The organism is Paenibacillus sp. USHLN196 (assembly GCF_037144955.1).
In the GTDB taxonomy this organism is placed as follows: domain Bacteria; phylum Bacillota; class Bacilli; order Paenibacillales; family Paenibacillaceae; genus Paenibacillus; species Paenibacillus xylanexedens_C.
Genome location: NZ_JBBCYH010000009.1, coordinates 15,125 through 38,407, shown reverse-complemented (window position 1 = coordinate 38,407; position 23,283 = coordinate 15,125). Strand labels below are relative to the sequence as shown.

The following is a 23,283-nucleotide window of genomic DNA, read 5'->3' as shown; positions in this document are numbered from 1 at the left end:
AGAGAAGCTATTCGGAGATTTAAGCTCTGAGTGGCTTTTTTTTTGTTATGATATAGATAGAACTGTGGAAGCGGACAGGGGGAAATGATGTGATTCAACTATTAGTTGTAGACGACCATGTTGTCGTGCGCTCCGGGCTGATCGCCTTACTGGAAGGAAAGAATGATATACATATCGTTGGAGATGCCGCTGACGGCGACGAAGCCATTGCCAAGGCCCAAGAATTGAAGCCAGATGTCGTGTTGATGGATTTCAGTATGCCGCCAGGCAAAGACGGCCTGACGGCTACTGCTGAATTGAAGAAATTAATGCCGGATCTCGCGATCTTGATTCTAACCATGCATGATGATGAGGAGTACCTCTTCCGAGCGATTCATGCCGGAGCTTCCGGTTACATCCTCAAGAGCGCGCCGCATGAAGAATTGCTTGCCGCGATTCGTTCCGTAGCAGAGGGTAGCGCCTATCTGTACCCAAGTGCGACCAAGCGGCTGATGAGTGAATACCTGGACAAAGCCAAACAGGAAAACGCCGGTCCCTATGACACACTTTCCGAGCGGGAGAAGGAAATTCTGTCCTGGATTGCCAAAGGATATGCCAACAAGGAAATTGCCGAGCATCTGATCATCAGTGTCAAGACGGTCGAATCCCACAAAAGCAATCTGATGGAGAAGCTTGGCCTGCGTACACGACCGGAACTGGTGAAGTTTGCCATGAAAAAGGGGTTGCTGAACTTTGAGTAGTGCACGAAAGAACAGACTAAGCGGACTCGCAGACCAGCCTGTACGCCTCCTGTTGAACGAGATTGACAACCACATTACCGATAATGAATTTCGCAGCAGGTTGAAAGGTTCCCTGCATCAACTGAGCGATCTGAAATTCGCTCTGGATGAGTCCTCCATTGTTGCCCTCACGGACCGCAAAGGGAAAATCCAATATGTGAATGATAAATTCTGTGAGATCTCGCAGTATGAACGCGAGGAACTGATTGGTAAGGATCATCGAATCATCAATTCCGGATACCATGGCAAAAACTTTATGAAAAACCTGTGGGACACAATATCCTCAGGTAAGGTATGGAACGGGGAGATTCGCAATCGGGCCAGAGATGGCAGTTATTATTGGGTCAACACCACCATCGTGCCTTTTCTCGATAACGATGGCGAGCCATATCAATATCTGGCCGTACGTAGTGAGGTAACCAAGCTGAAATCTGTCGAAGGCGAATTGCAGAAGATGATGTCCCAAGTGATGAATATTCAGGAAGAGGAACGACGCCGGATCTCGCGTGAACTGCATGACGGGATCGGACAGAGCCTCTTCTCTCTGGTCATCCAGATGGACCGGCTACTGGCAGATCAGCCTCAACCAGGCGTCGAAGCACTGCGTAAGCAGGTCACGGGCATCATGGAAGATGTGCGCGGCATGGCATGGGAACTAAGGCCATCCGTTCTGGATGACCTCGGCGTTGTCCCGGCAATTCGGACGTACATTGAGAATTATACCCGTCACTACGGGATCGAAGTAGATCTGGAATGTAACTTGCGCAAGCGACTGGAGATGAACCGGGAGATTGCCATATACCGGATTATCCAGGAAGCCTTAACGAATGTCGCGAAGTATGCCGATGTTGCTGAGGCACGTGTTACTGTAGAAGATGCGGAAGACATGACGATGGTTATTATTGAAGACCAGGGCGCTGGATTCAGCGAAGCAACCGCTGGCAATGGTGTTGGATTGTTCAGCATGGAAGAGCGTGCCCGTGGAGCAGGCGGAACGTTGAGAGTTTCTTCCGAGCCTGGCGAAGGAACCACCGTCACCCTTTTCCTGCCCAAGACAGCACAAGCATAACCGGACATGCCTCGTATCGTACTTTGCGCTTCACTCCAGCTTATCTATTATTTAACGGCTGCTCGCTATTGGACTGTGCGAGTGGTCTTTTTATTTCCGATTGGTCAAAATGACAAAATGAAAGATCAAAATCGGTTAAATTCAATAATCATGATAAATAGATTGACTCCAGTTACGATTCGTCATTAAACTATGAATGCTACATACACATTGTATGATTAGTAAATTTCAATTCATTTCATATAGCGAGAGAAAAGGATGGTCAACATGTCAGAGAAACGCTCCTCCAAGGGAGGGGAAATTCCACAAATGTACAATCTGGACGAGATGGATCGCAAAATCATCGCCGCGCTTCACCATAACAGCCGAATATCCTATACGGATCTGGGTACACAGATCGGGTTGTCACGTGTAGCCGTCCAGGCGCGCATTAATGCTTTATCCGAAAAAGGAATTATCGAACGCTTCACCGTGGTCATCAACCCTGGCAAGGTTGGGCTTCAGGTCTCCGCCTTTTTCAATGTCGATGTTGAACCGCCCTTCCTGGATGAAGTCGCAGAGAAACTGGACGAAGAACCGGCCGTCACCAGCCTCTATCATATGACAGGCCCGAGTACCCTGCACATGCACGGTATTTTTGCGGATATGGAAGAGATGGAGCAGTTCTTGCTTGAAAAGCTATATAAGATGCCAGGCATCGTCAAAGTCGAATCACAGCTGTTGTTGAAACGCTATAAAAGCCGGATGGGCATGAGACTCTAGGAGGAAATCAGCATGGGTTGGAAAGATTACAAAGGTCTCGTGATCGGAATGGTCCGAACCGGAATTCTCGGATATGGCGGTGGGCCTTCGGTTATTCCATTGATCCGTTATGAAGCTGTTACGCGTTACAAATGGGTCAGTGATGAGGAGTTCGGAGAGATTTTGGCTATCGCTAATGCCCTGCCCGGTCCTATTGCGACCAAGATGGCCGCATATCTGGGTTATAAAACCAAAGGTGTACTGGGTGCGATTGTGTCCGTACTCGCTCACATTTTACCGACAAGCATTGCTATCATTGCTCTGCTCGGTTCCATGTACGCGCTGCGCGAGTCGAAAGTAGTAGCAGGCATGGTGGCCGCCGTAAGGCCGGTTATTTTTGTCATGCTGGGTATGATGGCTTATGAATTCGCCATGAAAGCTTGGAAGGGACTCGGCAAGGTTTTTGCCGCCCTGTTTGGCGTAATTGCCTTTGTACTATTACAGCTGCTGGATATCCATCCGGGGATTGTGATCGCGGTTTTCCTTGGATACGGTGTCTTCCATCTGGATCTGGTCCAGCGCTTCAAGTCCAAAGGCGAGTCCGATAAGGGGGTGTCCTAAGGATGCTCCAGACCTGGTGGGAATTATTTTGGGGATTTTTCGTAGCGAATATCTTGGGATATGGGGGCGGTCCGGCTTCCATTCCACTCATGCAGGAAGAAATTGTGAACCACTATCAATGGATGACCACCGAGCAATTCGGTGATGTACTGGCGATTGGTAACGCCCTTCCCGGCCCGATTGCAACCAAAATTGCTGCATTTGTCGGATATCACGTGGCAGGCTGGTTTGGGGCATTTATCGCAAGCTTTGCAACAATTGTACCTTCCGCAACCGCATTAATTATATTACTTCGTCTATTGAACAAACATCGTACTTCACCGAAAGTCAAAGGCATGACCCTGCTCGTGCAGCCTGTTATCGCTGTACTCATGATCCTGCTTACATGGGAATTCGGTCAGCTATCCACCAATTCCATCGGCATCTGGCAGACGTTGATCATTGCAGGCATCTCGCTTTGGGTCATGACCAAAACCAAGCTGCATCCGGCCATTCTGATCGTGATTGCTTTTGCCTATGGTGCACTGGTACTTTCGCACACGATGTAATTTAGACGTTACAGAATCAATGATTATACACCTGCTGCAGGTGTATGCAGAGGTTCTGGACGTTTCTTTTTTTACATTAGTTTATATACAAAAAAACGGTGATACCCGCTATTAAGCTGGCATCACCGTTTATTATATTTCACGTTTTACGTAGCATTGGAAGACCCAATTACTTCGCTTCAACCACTACCGTCACTTTGGTTTTCACACCTGCAAATGTTACTGTAATCGTTGCTTTACCTTTGCCATTTGCCTGAATGATGCCGTCTTTCACCGATGCTGTCGCAATACGGGAAGACTTCCAGAGAGCCGGTTTGGACACATTAGCTTCACTGCCATCAGCATACGTTGCAGTTGCCGCTATAGTTACCTTTTCACCAGGTTTCATGGTCAACGTTACTTTATCCGTCTGCAAATATTTCAGTGTATCCACATCTACCGCAATGGTTACAGACTTGCTGCCGTATTTTGCTGTAATTTTGGCTTTACCTGAACCTATAGCTTTGACTTTACCTTTGGATACCTGAGCTACTTTGTAGCTGTTGGTTTTCCATTCAGCTTTGTCCGTAACATCACGCTCGCTACCGTCGCTCAAGAAAGCAGTTACCGTCAGATCAGCTGTATCACCTGATTTCAGGGAAAGAGCTGGTTCGGAAGCTTCAATACGTGAGATGACATCCACTTCAACCTGAATGGTCACTTTTTTGGAGCCGTATTCTGCCGTGATATTGGCTTTACCACTGCTGTTACCCGTGATTACACCTTTTTTCACATCAGCTACACGTGAGTTGCTTGATTTCCAGGTTGCTTCGGATGTTACATCCAGCGTGTTGCCGTCTTCATCCGTACCTGTTAGAAGGATATTCTGTGTTTCTTTGGCGGACAGAACAACGAAGTTCATATCTGCTTCCAGTCCACTAGCCATACCTACTTCAACAGGCAGAGTAAGCGTTTTGCCTTCAATCTTCGCTGTAATGGTCGCTTTACCTGTAGCAACACCTGTGATAACCCCTTTGCTATCTACCTCAGCAATTTTGTCACTGCTGCTGCTCCAGGTTGCATCTTCGGATACATCCTTGGATGTTTCACCGTACAACGCCAGTACTTTGGCATTGGTTGTTCCTCCAACGGCTACAGAAGCTTTTTTCTTGTCCATCTCATACTTGTCTGCTACGTCTACATTCACTGTGAATTTAGCCGTTTTACCGCCATAAGTTACAGTGATCGTAGCTGTACCGGATTTGTATGCGATCAGATCGCCGTTGGATACATATACAACATCTGCATTGCTTGAAGTCCATGTTGCTTTGGAAGTTACAACTTCTGTGCTTCCATCAATATACTCTGCATTGGCTACCAATGTTTTGGACTTGTTATCACCCGTAACACTCATGGCGAGCTTGTCATTCACATCTTTGATATCCAGATATCTTGCCGTATCTACATCCACAGCAATTTCTACTGTTTTGCCACTATAAGTGGCTTTGATCGTTGTCGAACCTGCACTAATGGCTGTGATCTGTCCCTTGAATACCGTTGCAACCTTCTCGTTGCTGGATGTCCATGTCGCCTGATCAGTTACATTCACATCGCTGCTGTTCGGATATGAAGCCGTTACAACGACATTAGCCGTTTTGGTTGTCTCACTCAAACGGAAGAAAATACTTTGTTTCTCCACACTCAGTTTACTGGTCAGATCCACATCCACGTCAACGGATACTGATTTCGTACCGTATTTGGCTGTGATCTTGGCAGAACCTGCCGAGTATCCTGTAATTTCACCTTTAAGAACGTCTGCAACCTTCTCGTTGCTGGATGTCCACTCCGCCAGATCGGTTACATCTTTGGTTGTGCCATCTGGATACGTAGCCGTTACTTTCACACTTTCACTCTTGTTCAACAATAGATTAACTTGCTGTTTATCTACATCTACACGCTTAACCACTTCAACGTTAACATCCACCGTCACGCTTTGGCTGCCAACTTTAGCTGTGATCACTGCCGTACCCGCGCTTTGTCCAGTTACTTTACCATTCACAACGGTAGCAACCTTCTCATCACTGGTGGACCATTCTGCGGTACTTGCTGCTGCATTATTTGTTTCATTATCACTATACGTTGCTGTCAAAATAATGTCTTTCGTGTCTCCCGTGCGCAATTCCAGACTTTGCACGTTTTTCGAAAGAGCTTTGACCTTCTTCGTTACTTTCACTTGAACGGTCTGACTCTGACCCTGGTACGCTGCGGTAATCGTTGCTGTACCTTCCTTTTTGGCTGTAATTGCGCCATTATATACAGTTGCTATCGAAGTATCACTGGTACTCCAGGATGAACTGATCGTTACGTTTGTCGACGTATTATCAGAATATACCCCTGTTACCGTAACAGAACTGGAATCACCAACTTCGAGCGACATCTCATTCTTGGAAACCACAATTTTGGACAGTTCTTTATCTGCCGCAGCGGCCAAGCCTACGTTGGATATACTCAGCATCAACACCAGCATCATCACCATGTACTTGGTCAATCTTGGCTTTAACATCATTTCCCCCCGATTATCATCATTTTTTTCCTTATCTTTAATGTCGGCAAGTCCTTTCCAGATGTTTAGACTTTCAGGAAATTTTCAGGGAATTCTGTGGAAATTAATTCATTCGCTCTTCCTATTCCAACAATTCATACCTGCAAATAATGCGCATAACCTATGTATAGTGATTGTCTTGAACTTCATTTCACAGGATCGGGGGAAACATATGCGTCAACCTTTTGATTACATCGGATATTGGGAGCAAACGTATCGTTCGGGTGAGACTTCTGGGAGGGGTTCATACGGGGTATTGGCCGAATTCAAGGCCGAGGTCGTGAACGGATTGATTCAACGTGAGGGTATTCATCGTGTCATTGAGTTTGGATGTGGGGATGGCAACCAGTTGCAATACATGAACTATGAGGATTACCTGGGGGTTGATGTCGCAGCCTCTTCCGTAAAACGCTGTGCTTCCCAGTTTGCCAAGGATCCGTCCAAGAGTTTCATGCTGTATACCCCAGGACTGTGGATCAACCGAGGTTTCCTGCAAGCCGATCTGACGGTCTGTCTGGATGTACTGTATCATATTACGGATGAAACAGATTTTCGCAATACCCTCTACGATGTTCTGCACTCTTCCACAGCATGGGTGGTGCTATATACGCGTTTGAAAGAAAACGGCAACCCGGGGATTGAGACAATCCAGGACCGCAATCTGTTCGAATATCTATTCGACTACCCTGATTTCAAAGTTCATGAGATCATTCCGCAGCGCTATCCGGATCAATCTTCTGCCGACTTTGTCATTCTGAGACGCACGAGTGAGATCTTCATAGGTTAGGTTCTTCTTTCGTCTTCCTTCACTTATATACATCATCCGCCTCTGTCTCCAACAGAAGGGATATCGTTCCACCTATTGGAGACAGTCACACCCGGGCAGATGATGATGGATTTTCTACTGATGCTACTACTAACTACTGACTATATAACTGATTTATGATTTTAATCGAATGCATCAACTCGAAGGCTAATAATATGACCCTACTGATTAGTTCACACCTTTACTTCATACTGCGCGTAGTTCTCAATTCTTCTTTAAAATAACCCCGCACGTCCACGCAGCTTCGCCAGCGCTTCCATATAGAAATAATCGCCGTATATAATCGGCACATTCAGCCCTCGCCCTTCCGGGTAATGCACCGTTCCCTGCATGATCAGACCTTCTTCCGCTGCCGAGTCGCCGGAGCTATAGTTCTCATGCAAGCCGCGGACGATGCGCTCTCCCGCGGCGGCATAGGTTTCCCCGCGTGGCGACAGCTTCGCCAGCTCTAGCAACCCGCTCGCGGCAATCGCCGCAGCGGACGAGTCCCACGCCACCTGATGCTCCGCAGGTGCGCGGAAATCCCACACCGGCACGATCTCTTCGCCAAGCATGGCGAGGAAGAAATCGGCCGCACGCTCCGCTGTCTCCAGATATCGGGCTTCGCCCGTATACCGGAAAGACAGCGCAAACCCGTGCAACGCCCAGGCGGTGCCCCGCGCCCAGGCGGAACCTGGAGCATGGCCCTGTCCGCCATGCTCTCTCAGCTTCTGCCCCGTGTGTGGATCGAACTCCACCACGTGGCAGATGGACCCGTCAGCGCGGATGAATTCGCGCGCCACGGTGTCCGCATGCGCTTCCGCCAGCCAGCGGAAGCGAGGGTCGCCGCTCTGCTCGGATGCCCAGTAGAGCAGCGGCAGGTTCATCATGCTGTCAATGATGGCTACGCCGCGCGTATCCATTGCTGACGAGCTGAAGTTCCAGGCGCGGATGAACTCACCGCGCACGTGGAAGCGGGCAGCGAGCAGGTTGGCGGCAAGCATGCCACGCCGCCGTCCATCCGCGCTGCCCGTCTGGCGGTAGTTGGCTACGCCACTAAGCAGCCAGATGAACCCCAGATCGTGATCCACCGATTCGGGATCACGCAGACAACCTTCCAGTTGCCGCTCACAGCTTTCGGCAATGCGATGTAGCGGAGCCGCCGCTTCACTTTCCGGAGATTCCCCATAGACCAGCCATAACAATCCAGGCCAGAAACCTGCTGTCCACCATTCCGGATCATTCCGGTCATACATCCCTTGCGGGGCAATGTGTGGAAATGTATCCTTAATCCGCTTCGCATTCCGAATCGTTTTGGCAGCTCCCTGTTGCCATGCTTCCTCAAGCCATTTTACCGACGTTGATGTGTTCATGAACATATCCCTCCTCGATTCAATACCGGACAGCTTTGCTTAATGCTCCAGTTCAACCTCACCATATCTGCTGTTATGTTGTCCGTCATCATTACATTAACCCTCGACCTGAACATCTTCATGTAACCTCCCCAAGCGGATTGTAAATGTCAGACTATGGGCGCCGACCACTTCAATCCGCGCTTCCTTCAGTAACCCATTGCGGGAGGCCACGACCTGCTCCTCCAGATGAATACTGGCCCCCTGATCCAGTGCTGTAGATTCTACATACGCTCCCTGATACTCCGTTCTCACGCTTTGATCCGTATGAGTAATTACCGCCTGTTCACGTCCATCATGGAACATCAACGGAATGAGTGCACCTGCAGCCGCGATCTCACCTTCGAATTCATACGTTATGGTCAGTACATCCGCCTGTAGCACATAATGGGTACGCAATGATTTAATTCCGGGTAATGGACCGACCCAGGTCACGGCAAAAGAATTCTCCGAGGCGTTCACGCCATCTTCTGCCGCTCTTTCCGCCAGATGCTGTTCCACTTGGTTATGTGTGTCAGGGTCCACCTTCTCATACACAATGGACCCTCCTCCCTGTGCAGGGTCCAAACCAACGTCACGATCATAGGCACCACCCGATGGAATGCCTTCTGCAAGGCTGTGCCATACCCCATCTGGGGTCATCCAGGCAGGACAGTAGCTAAGTGGACGAACCATCCCTTCGGCGAATTGCGTGAATCCGGCCTGCACATGACTGGCAGCAGATGGACCAATCAGCCCAGGTAACCCCGTCTGCTGAATCCGTACCAAACCAGGGATCGTATACGGATCATTCATCGCCGTGTGTAATACCAGTTGCTGACCAGGTACAGAGGCAATCACGGTTTCGAACCACCCATCGGTCTGCAAAACCCGGCTGCCCACCTCGGAAGGAAGGTACACTTCGCCTATATCTTCGCCAAGATCACTGAGACAAGCGTGAGCCAGTGCCGCTGCTGTCCACAGGTTATAACAGGTATGGTTAGTATAGATTTCGTAGCCGTGACGATCTTCTGGCGCGTATTCATTGCGTACAATTTTCAGCCGCCCATCATCCATTTTCCAGCGCTCCACAGCAGCAAAACACCGATTGGCCGCACGTGCAAAAGCACCCGCCATCACCGGATCTCCCGCCTGCAAAGCTAGTGTTGCATGTGTGGAGCATACATAAGCCGCAGCCGCTTCATTCCATTGGTGCTGAGAGCTGCGACCACGCGGTGGAATCTCACCTAGCGGTGATAGTGTCAGAAGCGAGCTGAATGCACCATGGCGAAGATGCTCACGTAACGTATCGGCAGTGGCTCCCCCGTAACCTGCTTCAAGCATCACCCCCATGTGATAACGGGTGGCGATATCATAAGAAAATGGACAATTCGGTCGATCCAGCGGTCCATCCTGATATAATCCAAGTGCCGTAAATCGAGGTACATGATAGGCTTCCAGATAACGATCCATCCACCTTATATCCTCACTCGCCAGCTGTTCACGCCACCGCAGGTATTCGCCAGAGATCATAATCGCGTTCCAGTTGATCATGCGATTGGGATTGTTCATCTTGCTCATCGTAAATACATAATCTTGTTCAGGATCGATCGTCTTGAGCGCCTCAGCCCAAATCTTCGCTTGTTCCGGCAGATATGACTTCAACAACATGTAAGCTCTCATCATGAGCACTGGATAAAAATCAGGATGATTGTCAGGTACGCTACCTTTGACCACGGCATCCATGCTCTGTGACAGGGCTGCCGCTGCGGAATCAAGCAGATCTGTACGCCCCGCGTCAACCAGAACTGCCGCAGCCATCGCATAGGCTGGTGTTGAATAATACCTCTCCACACCCGAGAACGGATCTATAATTGCACCATCACTATCCTGATATGATGTGTAAGCGCGAACAACACTCTCAACAAGTGCCAGCTTGCGATCCCGATTCCAGCCATCTGTCGGAGCTGGGCCCGCTTGTTCTGCCAACGTACGGTAACGGTCAAGTTCATCTTTCCATGGATACGTGGACGCAGATGTATATTTACTCAATCATGTTCACCTCAGTTTCTCTCATTTTCGGTTCAATGATGAAGATTACCTCACATACCGTTTCAAGCGGATCAGGGCGTACTATCCGAACATCCGTCTCATCTTTCACACCTGTCCATGATAGCGACGTCCGATAGAATGTGACTGGAACATTGTCATGATCAACGCTGTCCACTGCCTCCGTAAAGACTTGCCACTGGCTCGCATCATACGTCATGTGGACGGTTCCATGTACACCTTGCCAGCGAAGATTACCGCTCTTCACCACTTCAGGCTGCACTCTGCTCATCCATCGCTCCACAATGCTTGAACACCCTGCACCTGAATCGTCCACGGAAGATAATCTATCAGCCGGAGACACAATCCTGCTTTTCCATTGAAAACGGTCAATCATACGCAATTCTGCCCTATCTCTGCTACTGTCAGGACCTATTCTCCAATGAAATTGCCGCGTATAACGAGCCAGCCAAGCAGCCCCCGGGTATGCGGATGTCAGATCCAATGTTGTATCCAGCTCACCGCTATCCTTTGCCAGATTTGCCTTCAACACTTGGGCTTGCGCTTGCCGACCGGAGCATTGCTCCTGGCCTTCAATGAGCGGAACGCTATGTCCGGATGACGAGATGTGGAACAACTGCTCTCTGCCTGGTGCAAAATACGCTTGGCTATACAACCCTGCTCCTGGATCACATAGGATATTCTCACCGCCGCAATGGATAATAAACTGGCCCAGATCATTATGGTTGTGCGGTTCATCGTTATGCCCGCCTTTAATGGAAATAGCCACATCAAGGGGAACTCCGTTTGCACGTTGTGTACCCGTACAATCGATTGTGCCCTTTGCAATCATCCAGCCCAGATTCTGAAAAATAAATCCACGTTCGGCCGCTACAAACGCTCCTTCAACACCGAATACTGCCGGATCGCTCCACATCACGTTCCGCAGCAGATGAGCCCAGCGATGACAGGGATCATCGGTAAGCAGTGGAATGTGAAGCGGCAGATCCACCTGCAGCCCTACCCGGGATGCAAGCAGGGAGAGTAAACCGGAAGGGATCTCTTCCTGCTCGGCACTGTCCGAATAATTCACAAATGTGCCGCCCGACAGATGAACTCGCAGCGGGAAGGCAGCGATTGCGGCAATTTTGGAACCCGTCAACAGATCTAGTTCGCCTTCACTGTACTCACGAAGCATCTCGGCATAATAGGTGAAATAACCGAAGCCATATACCCAATATCCAATACCTTCGGCACAGCCGCCATCCTCGCCATAACCGCTCAGGAATGCGTTCATACAACTGACTGTTTGGCAGATCGATTCCCGTAGTGTTGGCTCATCTTCCAACAGCAACAATGCAGCCATGCCACAGCAGCCACCACAGACTGCCGACCAGTTGTGATCCGCTGTCTGCCAGTGGAACTTCCGTTGATCCCGGTAAAGCGGAGTGAAGATTCGCCGCTCGGCTTCGAATCTGATCCGCTCTATGACAAGGCGATCCAGCCGCTCGGCGTGAATCGTTACAACTTCGGCCAGCATATGTACAGTCTCTGCGGCGAACAGATCGATGTTTCCATCTACCTGATCGACTTCTCCCGTACCCAGATGCGCTGTCAAACACCAGGTATACTCACCACATATGTCCCACAACATATCTTCCAACACTTGCAGTGCATGCGGCCTGGCCGTGTCCAATGCGAGCATCGCCACAGCAGCCAGTCTGCCCCTTCGATCAAAATAGGCTTCCTCATAGGCTTTTCGCTCACCCGTATCGCTGAATTGTCGATATAGACGGAACGACAAGGAAGGCATGGGTTCGTTCAAAGCAAGTTCACCATAAGCTTTCAAGTCCGTGTATAGCATAGTCAATTCAGGCCGGGATAACTTCTTCAAGAGTCTGTCGGCACTTAGGGAACGCACTGCTTTGCTCTCATTTCCACGTTTGTTTATGTTTTCATTTTCGACTTCGTGAATGGAATCTTTCACTAGATTCACCACTCTTCGTTAATGGAATGTCATACCGATATTATAATGTAATCGATTTCATTTTACCGTATTTCATAATACTTTTGAAGAATTATCCATTATAACCCCTTCCATGATCTTACGCCCTTCTCCTTCTTAACAAAAAAAAACGAAGAACCTTCGTCAGGTTCTCCGTTGCATTCTGCCTGTCACCACAGGCTTTTATGGCTATCTTATACCCTTATCCAATCCTGAATACCCGTTCCTGCTGCCCCTATCACAACTGTTCCGTTGTTGTTACACAATCGCAAGTTGAGAATTCTGTACAACAGATAACCACTGACGTGCAATCAGCTCATGACCTGCTGCGGTTGGATGCACACCATCCCACAACCAGTATGCTGCATCCGCCTGCTTCAGAGCATCATTGAACGTTTGCTGCAATGGCACCCACACAGCTCCGAATTCTTCAGCGAGACCTTGCGCCAGCTTCTGATACTGACCAATATGCTCTTCCCAGGCCTCCCATTTCTCCACAGTCGCTCCGGTTTTCAGAATAAACGGCTCCAGCAAAACCAGACCCGTATCCGGCATCACTTCCCGTGTTTCTTCAAGCAAGTGGCGATATGCTCGTCCGAAACGATCAGTAATCCCGCTAGGTTCTCCATTCATCGTGCGCCAGGCATCATTAACCCCAATCAGGATGCTGATCAGATCGGGTTTCAGACTAATCGTATCCTCATTCCAGCGTGCGTACAGATCGGATGCCCGATCCCCACTGATGCCTCTGTTATAGAACGTCTTATGCTTGCCGGCCAGTTCCATACCCAGTTTGCTGGAGATCAGATACGCATACCCGTGACCGAGAAAATGATTCGGATCATCATTGCGTGATCTTCCCCCATCTGTAATCGAGTCTCCCTGAAACAATATAACGGATGGACTTGTACTCATGATTGAAATCGTTCCTTCCTCTTCTGCAAAATGGAAACACTGAACACCTCAGTCTCCATTTTATCCCTTTCGGCCACATTAGAAAATAGCGTTTTCATAACTATATAAGTTGAACTACTAGCTTGTCCAGATTAAGTGTAATACTTTATTTTCTTCTGACATCAAACTCCCTCATAATCTTGTAAAAGGTGTTCTTCTTCAGATTCAATCTTTTCATAAATTCTACTGCCGAAAGCTCATTATTCTTCCATAGAGGATAGTCAGTATCCAGGGTGTTCCTTTGCGCCGGTGTAAGAGTATTCAAATTTATTTGTGGACGCCCCAAGTGCTTCCCTTTTTTCTTAGCTTCAGCAATACCTTCAGCCTGTGCTTGCTTAATGCCATTACGCTCCTCTTCAGCAAGCCAGCTAAGTATCTGAAGCACAAGATCCATAATAAGTTGCCCGATCCCCTCCAACTCCTGGTACTTCCGCGTATCGAGAATTGGGATGTCGATCACCACAACATGAATTTTCGCATCGATCAGCCATTGCCACTCTCTCAATATCTCTTGTTTATTACGCCCAAATCGATTAATTGATTTTACAAAGAGCGTATCTCCCTCACGCATGACTCGCTTCAATAACTGATATTCCGGTCGATCAAAGTTTTTACCGCTAGCCTTGTCTACAAAAATGTAATCATTTTGAATTCCCTGGTCACGCAGTACAGTTAACTGCCGGTCTTCGTTTTGATCCTTTGTTGATACTCTGGCGTATCCGTATTCTCTCGTGAATGTTCTCATCACTTGTCCTCCAAGAGTTTAAAAAGGTATTGAGTATATAATAAACGTTTTAAAACGGAAAACAATACCTTTAAGGAAGGTAGAACGTGCTGTTTTAAGTTGTCCCTAAAGATATACCTTTATGGACACTGAAATATTTTACAACTTTCCAGCCACTCATAACGTTATTCTGTTCAAGACCTAGAGGAGGAGGGGAGAGGTTAACCAGATAAGCCCACAATATGTTTTTAATACAGATGTTTACAAAAATAATATTTTTTTAACAGAAAAAAGGAGATTTATTCCAGTAGTTCCGTTATAATAGTGGTTGTTGAAATACCAAAACTACTATTAAAGGAGAATGAACTTGAAAACTATCACAAAATCCTCTATCTTATCCGTATCTCTTGCAGCCGCTTTGCTAATCACTCCTTTTTCTTCAGTTTCACACGCCGATGCAGTAACAAATGAACAAAACGGAGCGTCTGTATCTCTAGATGCATCTTCAGCCAATTCAAATTTTGTATCCGATGATTTCTATGCACCAAAAGTAATGACTGAAGAGGATTTTGCAAGGGCTAAGAGAGCAACTGTAAATGAGTTCGTTTCTCCAGAAGACATCCGGAAAAATTCTGGCGGAATAACAATCATGTCTGATATTTTTTATTCATTTTCAGGTCTGGGCGCTGGTAGAAGTATTGAGTCTAAACAATCTGTAACAACAACAAAGAACACCGATATTTATCTTACCCTTGTTCAGTACAACAATTACGGCAATCCTCCTACAGGGACCTACTACCTTAAAAACTTAAATACAGGTAACATGACTTCTGGTAAATCAGTAACTGGTATGTACGATCACGAGAGTAAAACGCTCGGTTGGACAAACGTACTTCCCGGTAAGTATGTTGTGTATATAGAGAACACAGGTAGTTCCGAACTAGAGGGCAATGGATTTGCGAATGCATACTATAACTATGATTGAGGAGTGACCTCCAATGAAAAAATTTTTTATCAGTACGGCATTAATAATGACTGTTTCAGCAGGGACTGCATTAAGTATTTATGCTAGTAATAATTATGGTGAGGGTAAAACAGATACCCCATCGAGTCCTGCTACTCACAACGTAATAAGTACTGATAAGGAAATGAAAATCACTGACGTTGATAACCCAAACAATCCCTACGTTACAGCTTCAGTGAAATTGTCAGAAGAGGATATTAAGAGTGGTCAAGAAAGTCTCGACAGTATAATTAATCCTTTTGGAACTTTTAATAAAGTAGCCAAAAAGGACTCCTCCATTTCCGAAGAGGAAACCGTTGATAATTTAGATGATGTCACTGCTGATACAAAACAGATTCTTCATTACGGCAATTACTTTGTTAAAAGCGATTCTTAGAATAAATCTATTGAAGAAAGAAGCCCATATATCGGGCTTCTTTCTTTCTATATAACAATAGTAAACAAAATATCCCCTGAAAAAAATTCCCCCAGGTTTTATAAATATGGTTGGAATTTTTCTCAACAGGAGTTGTACTCAGCAGCAAAAAAAGATTAATGTTATACCTTTATATTGAAAGAAAAGTGAAAGGAGCATTAACAATGAAAAAGAAGAATACACTAATTGCCGTGTTGGCTACGGCTACTCTACTGCTGGGTGGTGGAGGCGTTGCTTATAACCAGGCATTTGCTTCAAGCTTGGATGAGCAACCAACCACAAATCATGAATCGACTTCAACAGAAGTAGAGGTCACTCCTGCTATTGAAGAGGGAATTCCTTTAGAACAAGTTCCCGAAGCTCAACTTGCAGAACGTAAGACACTTGATCTGCAAGACATTGGTGAAGTAAACATTCCCTTAGATTTGGATAATTCTTCTGCAATGGGTATTATGTCTACAAATGCTACTGAGAACAACCCTATTGTGGAACGTACTGAACTTCAAGCTTCTGAGAATATTTACGGAAAAGAAGTTTATGTCGCCTATCGACTGGCCGAAGGTCAAGAAATTTTCATCTCTCAATCAGAGGATGTTTTGGAAAATGAACAAGCAACTGTCGAATTGGCAAAATCCTGGTATGATCCAAATCAAGTAACAACTCAAGAAATTAATGGCGCTACCGCTGTAATTGAAGATGGGGAAAAGAGAAAGACGGTTCACCTAATAAAAGATGACATCATGTATACCATTAGTTCGGTCGGAGCCGATAACCTTGACCAATTGATCGGAATTGCAAACGGAATCCAACCGTAACAAAAATAATGGACTGTTGAAATTTTTTGCATCCATAAAAAAAGTAGCGGCTGCAGATGCAGGCGCTATTTTTCTATTCCGGTTATTTGTGTTGCTCTTCGCCATCTACCCTCTCATACAACTCCGTCAAAAAAACTTGCGCTGTTGAAGCCGTAAAGTTTTTATCAGCATCAACTTCGAATCCAGACCGATTCAAGGCTTGTTTAAAAGTTTCTGAATTAAACGTATCTGGCACATCGATGTACTTCTGTTTGACCTCCATCAAAGCCCATTTTTTCGGGAAGACAATAATTCCATTTACCGCTTGAACTGCAATAAATTCGTCATGATCGGCAGTAATGCGAACTTCCGGATATTGCTCCTTATGAGTTAGGACGTATTGGTAAACGTCCGCTGCCGTTTGGTGGAAGATACTTTCCACCACGCCTTATAAATCTGTATGCCTTGAACATGCCTTCTCCCCTTCTTATAAACACCCATGCCAGAAAATAGAATCGTCTGTTTTGAAATATATAGAGTCTGTTTCTATTGAGCTTTGTCCGGCTCTAACCTCAAATATCTTACTAATGCCCTTGATCATCTCATAAACCTGATCAATTCGCCTAAGATTCGCCGATTCATTTTCTTCCAGCTCCCTGGCTTTACGCCATAAATACTGATTAAAGAGCATCAGATCCGCGCAGTGGCTTTCGATACCTTGTTTTTCCATAACAGTCCAATATAGTTCTACATCTGCCCCATCCTCTTGCCAATAGGCTTCTATAATGGGCATAAATCGCTCAGAAAGCTCATTGAAGTATATCTGGTACTTTTTCTTCCTGTTCGATCCACTGACGCTCTGTAGAGCGCTTGAACGGCTCTACAAATTCACTTCTACTAAGCTTATAGCATGTAAGATACTCAGCATCACTTAAATTACCGATCGGACTTCGAAAAATAAAAATGTCACCTTGTCAGGCAATTCTTTCAGAAAGTTGAATCTTTCGCTTCTTTCTCCACATGGCCTCCGCCCTGGAAGGCTGTCTCGTCGTGTTTATCGGGTACGCCCTTAAGTTTTGCCTCTTCCCACAACTCGGCTGCATCATCCTGAGGACGGTATCCAATCTTCTCCGCCAAGTAGCCAATATCATAATAGTTATCCGTGTTCGCTGAAGTCCCGTACAGATTCAGATATTTCATGCCCGAATCCGCCTCAATACAACACTCGGCGAGCTGAACCATGTCCCTTGGCGAGATCCAGATGTGAGCCGAGCGCTCCGAGTGCGGGTATGTATCGCCTGAGAAGTTCCCTATCCGAATGTTGAATGAAGACAAGTTATATTTGTCGACGTAATACCGTCCCAGCAGTTCAATATAACATTTGCTAAGTCCATAGAAGCTGTCCGGTCGGTACGGATCATCCACTTCAATATCCTCACCCGTAGGATAGAAGCCTGTCGCATGGTTGGAACTTGCGAAAATCACCCGCTGAACACCGTTCAACCGTGCAGCTTCATATACATGGTAGGCTCCAGTTACATTGATCGGCAGGACTTTGCCCAGAAAATCTTCCTCATCCTTGGCCCATGCAATGTGCAGAACGGTGTGAACTCCCTGCATCAGTTCTTTCAAGCGTTCCCCGTCTGTCATATCCATGGCTATAATGCCAGCTTCCTCATCTTCATGCAGATCGGCCGCGACGATGTCATACGTCCCCTTGGATCTCAACCCCTCCAACAGACTGCGACCAATGACTCCAGCAGCTCCCGTAATTAACAGCTTGCGCTTCGGTTCACTCATGAATCCAGCTCCCTTCGCTCAGATAGGCTATCTGTCCTCTATAGAACAGTATTAACCGATCCTGCAAAGGAATTACCGGATTTTACAATACAATCTAGCCATTATCCGATCCAATATCGCAAGATCATCATAGCCACAATGCCGACCAATACGGTTCCAAGCAGACTGCGTGTCCAGATAGCTACTGCAATCGTAGGCAGGGATGCCCACAAGGCTGCATTCTGCGTAATCGGCACTAACTGGTTGTCCGACATGAACAGTTCCTGACCGATCAGTGATGCCATGACCGCAACGGGTACATACTCCAGCCAGCGTAATAACCACATTGGAATCTGTATCTTGCTGAACAGCATCAGCGGCAGTACACGCGGGATAAATGTTAACAACGCTGAACCCATAATAATCCAAAATACATCCCATCTTACTTCCATCGTTCCATGAACACTCCCATCGTTGCCGCAATGACCGCAGCCACAATAACACTCATGCTGCCAAGTGAAGCCATACTGGCGAAGATTACACAGACCACGGCGATAATCGCCACATTAATGTGTATTTTTTTATTTTTGCGATGCACCAACTGGAGTACAACCAGTCCGATAAACATCGCTGGCAGTGCATAATCCAGACCCAGTCGTTCCGGATTGGTGATCCAGCGTCCAAAGTATGCTCCCGCCATATTGGCTACGAACCAGTTCAGGTATGCGGTAATATTCAGACCGTGCATCCAGCGTTCACTGAGCCTTTCCCTGCCAATCGCACGCGTCATCGCCACTCCGAAAGACTCATCGGTAAGCAGTGAACCAATCCACATATTTTTAAGCGGAGTCAGATGCCGAAAATACGGTGATACAGCTGCACTGAGCAGCAAATGACGAAGATTCACAAAAAATATGGTGAACATGATGGCTAGTGCCGACCCATTCGATGCGAGCATGCCTGCTGCAATGAACTGAGCTGATCCTGCATATAGGATCAGGCTGAGCAGAGCCGTTTCCGCCAGACTCAGACCTGCGGTCATTTCAATGACACCCGCAGCAAAGCCAATACTCAAATAGCCAAGCAGGGTTGGGATACAATCTTTCACCCCCTGCATGAAAGTAGCATGATCCTGGACCTCTTCCGTGTTCTCCTGTCTAGATATCTGTTGTGTACTTTGGTCCAACTCTGGTACAACCCCTCTCCAATTTCTGTCTCCATCAACCGATATATATCGATGAGTACTTATTCAGGTGCATTTTTCGTGCCACATTAATTCAGAAATATACCACAAGATGTGCACTAAGGGAGAGACAGATTACTTTTTATAGAACAGATGTAATCCTAATTACCTATAAAATTAAAAAAATATTTTCACAAAACGCATAAATAATGTTGAATAAACTCGAATTTTGTCATACGATAGCACCAGAAACATCTGGAAATGTTGGAAACTTTACCAGATTGGATATATCCACCAGGGAAATGGTTGGATTACACAGAGGGGGAATGTGTATGAAGAAGATTCGTGAACAAGGGGCCAAAAGAACGCTGCAGATGAGAGAGAAACTGATTTTATCATTTGCCATCGTACTACTCATTCCCACAATCAGTCTGGGCATTATCTCGTTCCAAACAGCCGAGGCCAAGGTCGAAGAGAAAATGTATGAAAACGCAATTAGCAATGTTACTGTGCTCAACCAGACCATTGACCAGATCATTGGGGCAACACGTAAAAATGTTGATTTCCTGGCAAGTCAGCTGGATCCAGGCAATGTCGGCCCCAACCAGGGTGACGAGACAGATACCATTCGTACTTTGCTCGATGCGTATAAGGAAACCCATGATGACGTGGAGCTTGCCTCCATCGGTACCGATCAGGGCGTATATATTAACTCCCCTGTAACGGCGGTGAATAAGGAAGGATACGACCCGCGCGAACGCCCGTGGTATCAGGCTGCTACACAGAACAAAGATGTCCCTACTGTAATCACCCCCTACATATCAAGCAATACCGGCAATGTTGTTGCATCGGTAGCTCAGACCTCAGCGGATGGCCATGGTGTCGTCTCTGTCAGCCTGTCGCTTGAAGCCCTGTCCCAAACGGTTAATTCCACGAAGATCGGCGAGAAGGGTTATGTCTATATCATTGATAATGCCAACAAAATCATTGTACATCCTACCGAAAAACCGGGAACCGAAGGAACCATGGAGCCCTATAAAGATATCTTTGCACAGAAAAACGGAAATATGACCTATACACTTAAAGGAAACCAGGAACACGCCTTTTTCTCCACCAATGAAACGACAGGCTGGACTGTGGTCGGTGTCATTGATAGTGGTGAAGTGACGGAATCTGTCCGGCCCATTCTATATACCACCCTTATCGTTATTGCGATTGCGATCGCTGTAAGCTCCATCATTATTTTCTGGATTGTGCAGTCGATCACCAAACCGCTGAACCGCCTGGTGAAGGCATCCAACGAGATTAGTGATGGCAATCTGACCATTGAGGTGGCTGTATTGGGACAGGATGAGTTCGGGAAACTCAGCACCAGCTTCAATAAGATGAGCGAATCTTTACGAAATGTCATTCAGGACGTCCGTCACACAGCTGACGAGTTAACTGCCTCTTCAACACAATTGGCAGTCAATTCATCCGAGACAACCAAAGCAACTGAGCAAGTTGCCTTGATCACGGAAGAATCCGCAGCTGGACTTGAGAAACAAACAAGCAGCTTGAAACATACTGCACAGCAGATGAATGAGCTTGCTGGAGGTGTGGGACAGGTAACAAACAGCACACAACAAGTATCCGAGGCTGCCATGCAAGCAAGTGAGCTCGCGGATAAAGGGAATGCTACCATGCAGACAGCCGTATCCGAGATGGATTCCGTCAGTCGCTTTGTGCAGGGTATGGCAGATACTGCGGGGCGACTTGAGCAGCACTCCACATCCATTGGCGAGATGGTATCTGTCATTACAGACATCGCTGCACAGACCAATCTGCTTGCACTCAATGCTTCCATTGAAGCAGCTCGCGCAGGTGAGCATGGACGCGGCTTCTCCGTTGTTGCCAGCGAAGTTCGCAAGCTCGCGGAGCAATCCAGCCTGTCCGGCCAGAAGATTGTAGAGATGGTTGGAGCAATTCAACAGGAGATTGCCATGGCCAATCATAATGTACAGATTGGGCAGCAGGATGTAAGCAACGGCATTCGCGCTGTGCAATTTGCAGATGAAGCTTTTGCCCAGATTAGTCAGGCTGTCGGGGTCGTCAATCATCAGCTTGAGAACATTGCAGCTGCCTCACAGCAGATGTCTGCAAGCACCGCCGAAGTGGTGCAATCCATTGATCAGATCCACACCATATCAGAAACCAACGCCGATGGAACGGAGAACATCTCTGCAGCTACGGAGGAGCAGGTTGCTTCCATGCAGGAGATATCATCCTCTGCTGACTCGCTCGCACATCTGGCTCACAAGCTGCAGAAGCTGGTGGAACAATTCAAGCTGTAAACTATATAAGTAGTCTGTAATACCAAAAGCCCCTTAGCCATCATATTGGCAAAGGGGCTTTTGGGTTATGAAAGGTCAGGAACTTTAGAAATGAAAATGCCTCTCCTATTCAGCAGATTGCTTTTTATCTCCGTGGTACCCTTGGTTTCCATAGGGCTCTAACTGTTCAAACCAGCGGTTCAGGCATTTGGCCAATGCATCTTTGGGATCGTAGTATGGGTTATCATCTGGCTTCAATGTCTCCAGCACTTCGATCACGAAGGCATTCTCTCCATATTCATTCCATTCAGCCTGTAATCTTCGATTCAGATGGCTGCCCATCTGTAGCATAAACCGTTGTCCATTAATGGTTTTCAGATTAAGTGTACTGTCGATATAGACTTTGCCGTTACGTTCATTTCGAATCTGGTAGACGCCCGCTTCCGTCTTGACTTCCTTCGCCTGTTCCTGCAATTCTTTGCGACGATCCATGTTCTCCCGCTCCCCCTTTTCTTTGCGACCCTGTTTTCTATCTTGGGCACTCTGTTGATCTGTAGGACTTCCCAGCCAATACTGACTGCCATCTGGCTCACGCTCCATCAAGCCATAGTCGATCAGGTACCTCCGTATTTCCACGTAATCGTCATAGACTTTCTTCAGCAGCTCATTGATCTGTTTCTCGGAATATTTACGCTCTGTATCGAATCGTTTGGCTATCTCAGTGAGCACGATATATTTATGCTTTTGCTGCATATGAAACGTCGTCAGTGGACCGCTGGTGCCTTCCGGAAAATACTTGCTTAGCACCTTCTCCCGATCCTGTTCTGTAATATCAAATGAATCACGACGGATCGTATGTCCATGCCTTGTCACAGGCGATACCCATTCAGCCGGGGCTTGGGTATCTTTACTCTTGAGAAGCTCCATTAATGCCAAGAATATCTTAGCCTGCCGTTCCTTCTCCTTCAATACAAACCGATGATTCCGAATCGTGGAAGCACTCCCGATGCCAAGGGTCTTCTGTACCTCAGCATCCTTCTTGCCTTCATAGAATTGGGCCAGCAAGCCACGCTGGACATCAGACAATCCGGTTACGCTTTTATCCAACTCCAGCAAATACTCAAATACCGATCCATGAACCTTCTCAATATGAACACGCATATAGCGGGCTGCCTCATAGAGCACCCCTTCTTCGGGGTAGATAATCCCCACTTCCGTCCTGTATCCGCAGCAGACGCATATATAGGCGGGACCGTCCTCCATATAACCACGCTTGATCTCTTCCAGCGAAGCTGTTTGCAACCAGGATTCTGATGATTTCATGTAAAAGCTCCTTTTTTTATCATTGTTATAGTTATTTTAACCGAATATCAATTAACAAATAATTATTTTTGTTTGTTTATTTATAGACATAATATAATTTTGTTTGTTATATGTCAACATAACTGAAAAGGATGCTGTGTTTGAAGACATCACGAATACCTATGTAAAAAAAGAAAAAGACCGCAG

General features: G+C 46.9%; 22 protein-coding genes. 10 read left to right on the top strand and 12 right to left on the bottom strand.

The genetic code is table 11. From position 1 onward, the window contains the following. The first annotated feature begins 89 nt into the window (after positions 1-89). The 5 genes from WFI24_RS21075 to WFI24_RS21055 all read left to right on the top strand — a co-directional run bounded on the left by WFI24_RS21075 (position 90) and on the right by WFI24_RS21055 (position 3,758). On the top strand, positions 90-740 hold the full coding sequence (locus WFI24_RS21075) for a response regulator transcription factor (RefSeq protein WP_336763934.1): 651 nt from the start codon (positions 90-92) through the stop codon (positions 738-740). Then, entirely contained in the window at positions 733-1,848 is a 1,116-nt protein-coding gene (locus WFI24_RS21070) for a PAS domain-containing sensor histidine kinase (protein ID WP_336763933.1), read from the top strand. The genes WFI24_RS21075 and WFI24_RS21070 overlap by 8 nt, the downstream gene beginning before the upstream one ends. Positions 1,849-2,115: 267 nt before the next feature. Further along, entirely contained in the window at positions 2,116-2,610 is a 495-nt protein-coding gene (locus WFI24_RS21065; RefSeq protein WP_036616550.1) for an Lrp/AsnC family transcriptional regulator, read from the top strand. A 12-nt stretch (positions 2,611-2,622) separates the two neighbouring features. Then, positions 2,623-3,210, top strand: coding sequence for a chromate transporter (locus WFI24_RS21060; RefSeq protein WP_076216557.1), 588 nt, complete (start codon positions 2,623-2,625; stop codon positions 3,208-3,210). Positions 3,211-3,212: 2 nt separating this feature from the next. Then, positions 3,213-3,758 (top strand): chromate transporter, encoded by a 546-nt coding sequence (locus tag WFI24_RS21055; protein ID WP_076329890.1) that lies wholly within the window; start codon positions 3,213-3,215, stop codon positions 3,756-3,758. Positions 3,759-3,927: 169 nt separating this feature from the next. Here WFI24_RS21055 and WFI24_RS21050 read toward each other — a convergent pair whose 3' ends face one another. Next, a complete protein-coding gene (locus WFI24_RS21050) occupies positions 3,928-6,303 on the bottom strand; it encodes an Ig-like domain-containing protein (RefSeq protein ID WP_336763925.1) in 2,376 nt (791 codons plus the stop codon). A 208-nt stretch (positions 6,304-6,511) separates the two neighbouring features. On the opposite strand from WFI24_RS21050, the gene WFI24_RS21045 reads away from it, so the two are divergent. Then, complete coding sequence (locus WFI24_RS21045; RefSeq protein ID WP_336763924.1) at positions 6,512-7,126, top strand: class I SAM-dependent methyltransferase; 615 nt, start codon at positions 6,512-6,514, stop codon at positions 7,124-7,126. A gap of 254 nt (positions 7,127-7,380) precedes the next feature. On the opposite strand, the gene WFI24_RS21040 is transcribed toward WFI24_RS21045, so the two are convergent. From WFI24_RS21040 to WFI24_RS21020, 5 genes are all read right to left on the bottom strand, one after another. Continuing rightward, a complete protein-coding gene (locus tag WFI24_RS21040; protein ID WP_336763922.1) occupies positions 7,381-8,517 on the bottom strand; it encodes a glycosyl hydrolase in 1,137 nt (378 codons plus the stop codon). A 96-nt stretch (positions 8,518-8,613) separates the two neighbouring features. Beyond that, positions 8,614-10,587 (bottom strand): glycosyl hydrolase, encoded by a 1,974-nt coding sequence (locus WFI24_RS21035; RefSeq protein ID WP_336763920.1) that lies wholly within the window; start codon positions 10,585-10,587, stop codon positions 8,614-8,616. Next, complete coding sequence (locus WFI24_RS21030; protein ID WP_336763918.1) at positions 10,580-12,571, bottom strand: heparinase II/III family protein; 1,992 nt, start codon at positions 12,569-12,571, stop codon at positions 10,580-10,582. Before WFI24_RS21030 ends, WFI24_RS21035 begins: the two co-directional genes overlap by 8 nt. A 276-nt stretch (positions 12,572-12,847) precedes the next feature. Beyond that, a complete protein-coding gene (locus tag WFI24_RS21025) occupies positions 12,848-13,504 on the bottom strand; it encodes an SGNH/GDSL hydrolase family protein (protein WP_336763916.1) in 657 nt (218 codons plus the stop codon). A 145-nt stretch (positions 13,505-13,649) separates the two neighbouring features. Then, positions 13,650-14,288, bottom strand: a complete 639-nt coding sequence (locus WFI24_RS21020; protein ID WP_336763914.1) for a recombinase family protein — start codon at positions 14,286-14,288, stop codon at positions 13,650-13,652. Between the two features lie 346 nt (positions 14,289-14,634). Between WFI24_RS21020 and WFI24_RS21015 the strand changes: the two genes are divergently transcribed. From WFI24_RS21015 to WFI24_RS21005, 3 genes are all read left to right on the top strand, one after another. Further along, on the top strand, positions 14,635-15,252 hold the full coding sequence (locus WFI24_RS21015) for a hypothetical protein (protein ID WP_336763913.1): 618 nt from the start codon (positions 14,635-14,637) through the stop codon (positions 15,250-15,252). Between the two features lie 13 nt (positions 15,253-15,265). Continuing rightward, complete coding sequence (locus WFI24_RS21010) at positions 15,266-15,667, top strand: hypothetical protein (RefSeq protein WP_336763912.1); 402 nt, start codon at positions 15,266-15,268, stop codon at positions 15,665-15,667. A 203-nt stretch (positions 15,668-15,870) separates the two neighbouring features. After that, a complete protein-coding gene (locus tag WFI24_RS21005; RefSeq protein ID WP_336763910.1) occupies positions 15,871-16,521 on the top strand; it encodes a hypothetical protein in 651 nt (216 codons plus the stop codon). Positions 16,522-16,603: 82 nt separating this feature from the next. Here WFI24_RS21005 and WFI24_RS21000 read toward each other — a convergent pair whose 3' ends face one another. From WFI24_RS21000 to WFI24_RS20980, 5 genes are all read right to left on the bottom strand, one after another. Further along, positions 16,604-16,945: a hypothetical protein gene (locus WFI24_RS21000; RefSeq protein ID WP_336763908.1), complete on the bottom strand. Its 342-nt coding sequence runs from the start codon at positions 16,943-16,945 to the stop codon at positions 16,604-16,606. Between the two features lie 42 nt (positions 16,946-16,987). Beyond that, a complete protein-coding gene (locus tag WFI24_RS20995) occupies positions 16,988-17,293 on the bottom strand; it encodes a hypothetical protein (RefSeq protein WP_336763907.1) in 306 nt (101 codons plus the stop codon). 194 nt (positions 17,294-17,487) lie between these two features. Beyond that, positions 17,488-18,300 (bottom strand): NAD-dependent epimerase/dehydratase family protein, encoded by an 813-nt coding sequence (locus WFI24_RS20990; RefSeq protein ID WP_336763905.1) that lies wholly within the window; start codon positions 18,298-18,300, stop codon positions 17,488-17,490. A gap of 101 nt (positions 18,301-18,401) precedes the next feature. Next, the gene (locus WFI24_RS20985; RefSeq protein ID WP_145325747.1) at positions 18,402-18,731 is read right to left on the bottom strand and encodes an AzlD domain-containing protein; all 330 of its coding nucleotides are present in this window, start codon (positions 18,729-18,731) and stop codon (positions 18,402-18,404) included. Continuing rightward, the gene (locus tag WFI24_RS20980) at positions 18,722-19,396 is read right to left on the bottom strand and encodes an AzlC family ABC transporter permease (protein ID WP_145325773.1); all 675 of its coding nucleotides are present in this window, start codon (positions 19,394-19,396) and stop codon (positions 18,722-18,724) included. Before WFI24_RS20980 ends, WFI24_RS20985 begins: the two co-directional genes overlap by 10 nt. Before the next feature lie 398 nt (positions 19,397-19,794). On the opposite strand from WFI24_RS20980, the gene WFI24_RS20975 reads away from it, so the two are divergent. Then, a complete protein-coding gene (locus WFI24_RS20975) occupies positions 19,795-21,795 on the top strand; it encodes a methyl-accepting chemotaxis protein (RefSeq protein ID WP_336763903.1) in 2,001 nt (666 codons plus the stop codon). 105 nt (positions 21,796-21,900) lie between these two features. Here the strand turns inward: WFI24_RS20975 and WFI24_RS20970 are convergent, their stop codons facing one another. Beyond that, positions 21,901-23,097, bottom strand: coding sequence for a DUF2087 domain-containing protein (locus WFI24_RS20970; RefSeq protein ID WP_336763901.1), 1,197 nt, complete (start codon positions 23,095-23,097; stop codon positions 21,901-21,903). Between the last annotated feature and the right edge of the window lie 186 nt (positions 23,098-23,283).

Coding starts and splice junctions, on each gene's coding strand:
- WFI24_RS21065 (WP_036616550.1), top strand. CDS start 2,116: ATGTCAGAGAAACGCTCCTCCAAGGGAGGGGAAATTCCACAAATGTAC.
- WFI24_RS21060 (WP_076216557.1), top strand. CDS start 2,623: ATGGGTTGGAAAGATTACAAAGGTCTCGTGATCGGAATGGTCCGAACC.
- WFI24_RS21055 (WP_076329890.1), top strand. CDS start 3,213: ATGCTCCAGACCTGGTGGGAATTATTTTGGGGATTTTTCGTAGCGAAT.
- WFI24_RS21050 (WP_336763925.1), bottom strand. CDS start 6,303: ATGATGTTAAAGCCAAGATTGACCAAGTACATGGTGATGATGCTGGTG.
- WFI24_RS21045 (WP_336763924.1), top strand. CDS start 6,512: ATGCGTCAACCTTTTGATTACATCGGATATTGGGAGCAAACGTATCGT.
- WFI24_RS21040 (WP_336763922.1), bottom strand. CDS start 8,517: ATGAACACATCAACGTCGGTAAAATGGCTTGAGGAAGCATGGCAACAG.
- WFI24_RS21025 (WP_336763916.1), bottom strand. CDS start 13,504: ATGAGTACAAGTCCATCCGTTATATTGTTTCAGGGAGACTCGATTACA.
- WFI24_RS21020 (WP_336763914.1), bottom strand. CDS start 14,288: ATGAGAACATTCACGAGAGAATACGGATACGCCAGAGTATCAACAAAG.
- WFI24_RS21010 (WP_336763912.1), top strand. CDS start 15,266: ATGAAAAAATTTTTTATCAGTACGGCATTAATAATGACTGTTTCAGCA.
- WFI24_RS21005 (WP_336763910.1), top strand. CDS start 15,871: ATGAAAAAGAAGAATACACTAATTGCCGTGTTGGCTACGGCTACTCTA.
- WFI24_RS20995 (WP_336763907.1), bottom strand. CDS start 17,293: ATGCCCATTATAGAAGCCTATTGGCAAGAGGATGGGGCAGATGTAGAA.
- WFI24_RS20990 (WP_336763905.1), bottom strand. CDS start 18,300: ATGAGTGAACCGAAGCGCAAGCTGTTAATTACGGGAGCTGCTGGAGTC.
- WFI24_RS20985 (WP_145325747.1), bottom strand. CDS start 18,731: ATGGAAGTAAGATGGGATGTATTTTGGATTATTATGGGTTCAGCGTTG.
- WFI24_RS20980 (WP_145325773.1), bottom strand. CDS start 19,396: ATGCAGGGGGTGAAAGATTGTATCCCAACCCTGCTTGGCTATTTGAGT.
- WFI24_RS20975 (WP_336763903.1), top strand. CDS start 19,795: ATGAAGAAGATTCGTGAACAAGGGGCCAAAAGAACGCTGCAGATGAGA.
- WFI24_RS20970 (WP_336763901.1), bottom strand. CDS start 23,097: ATGAAATCATCAGAATCCTGGTTGCAAACAGCTTCGCTGGAAGAGATC.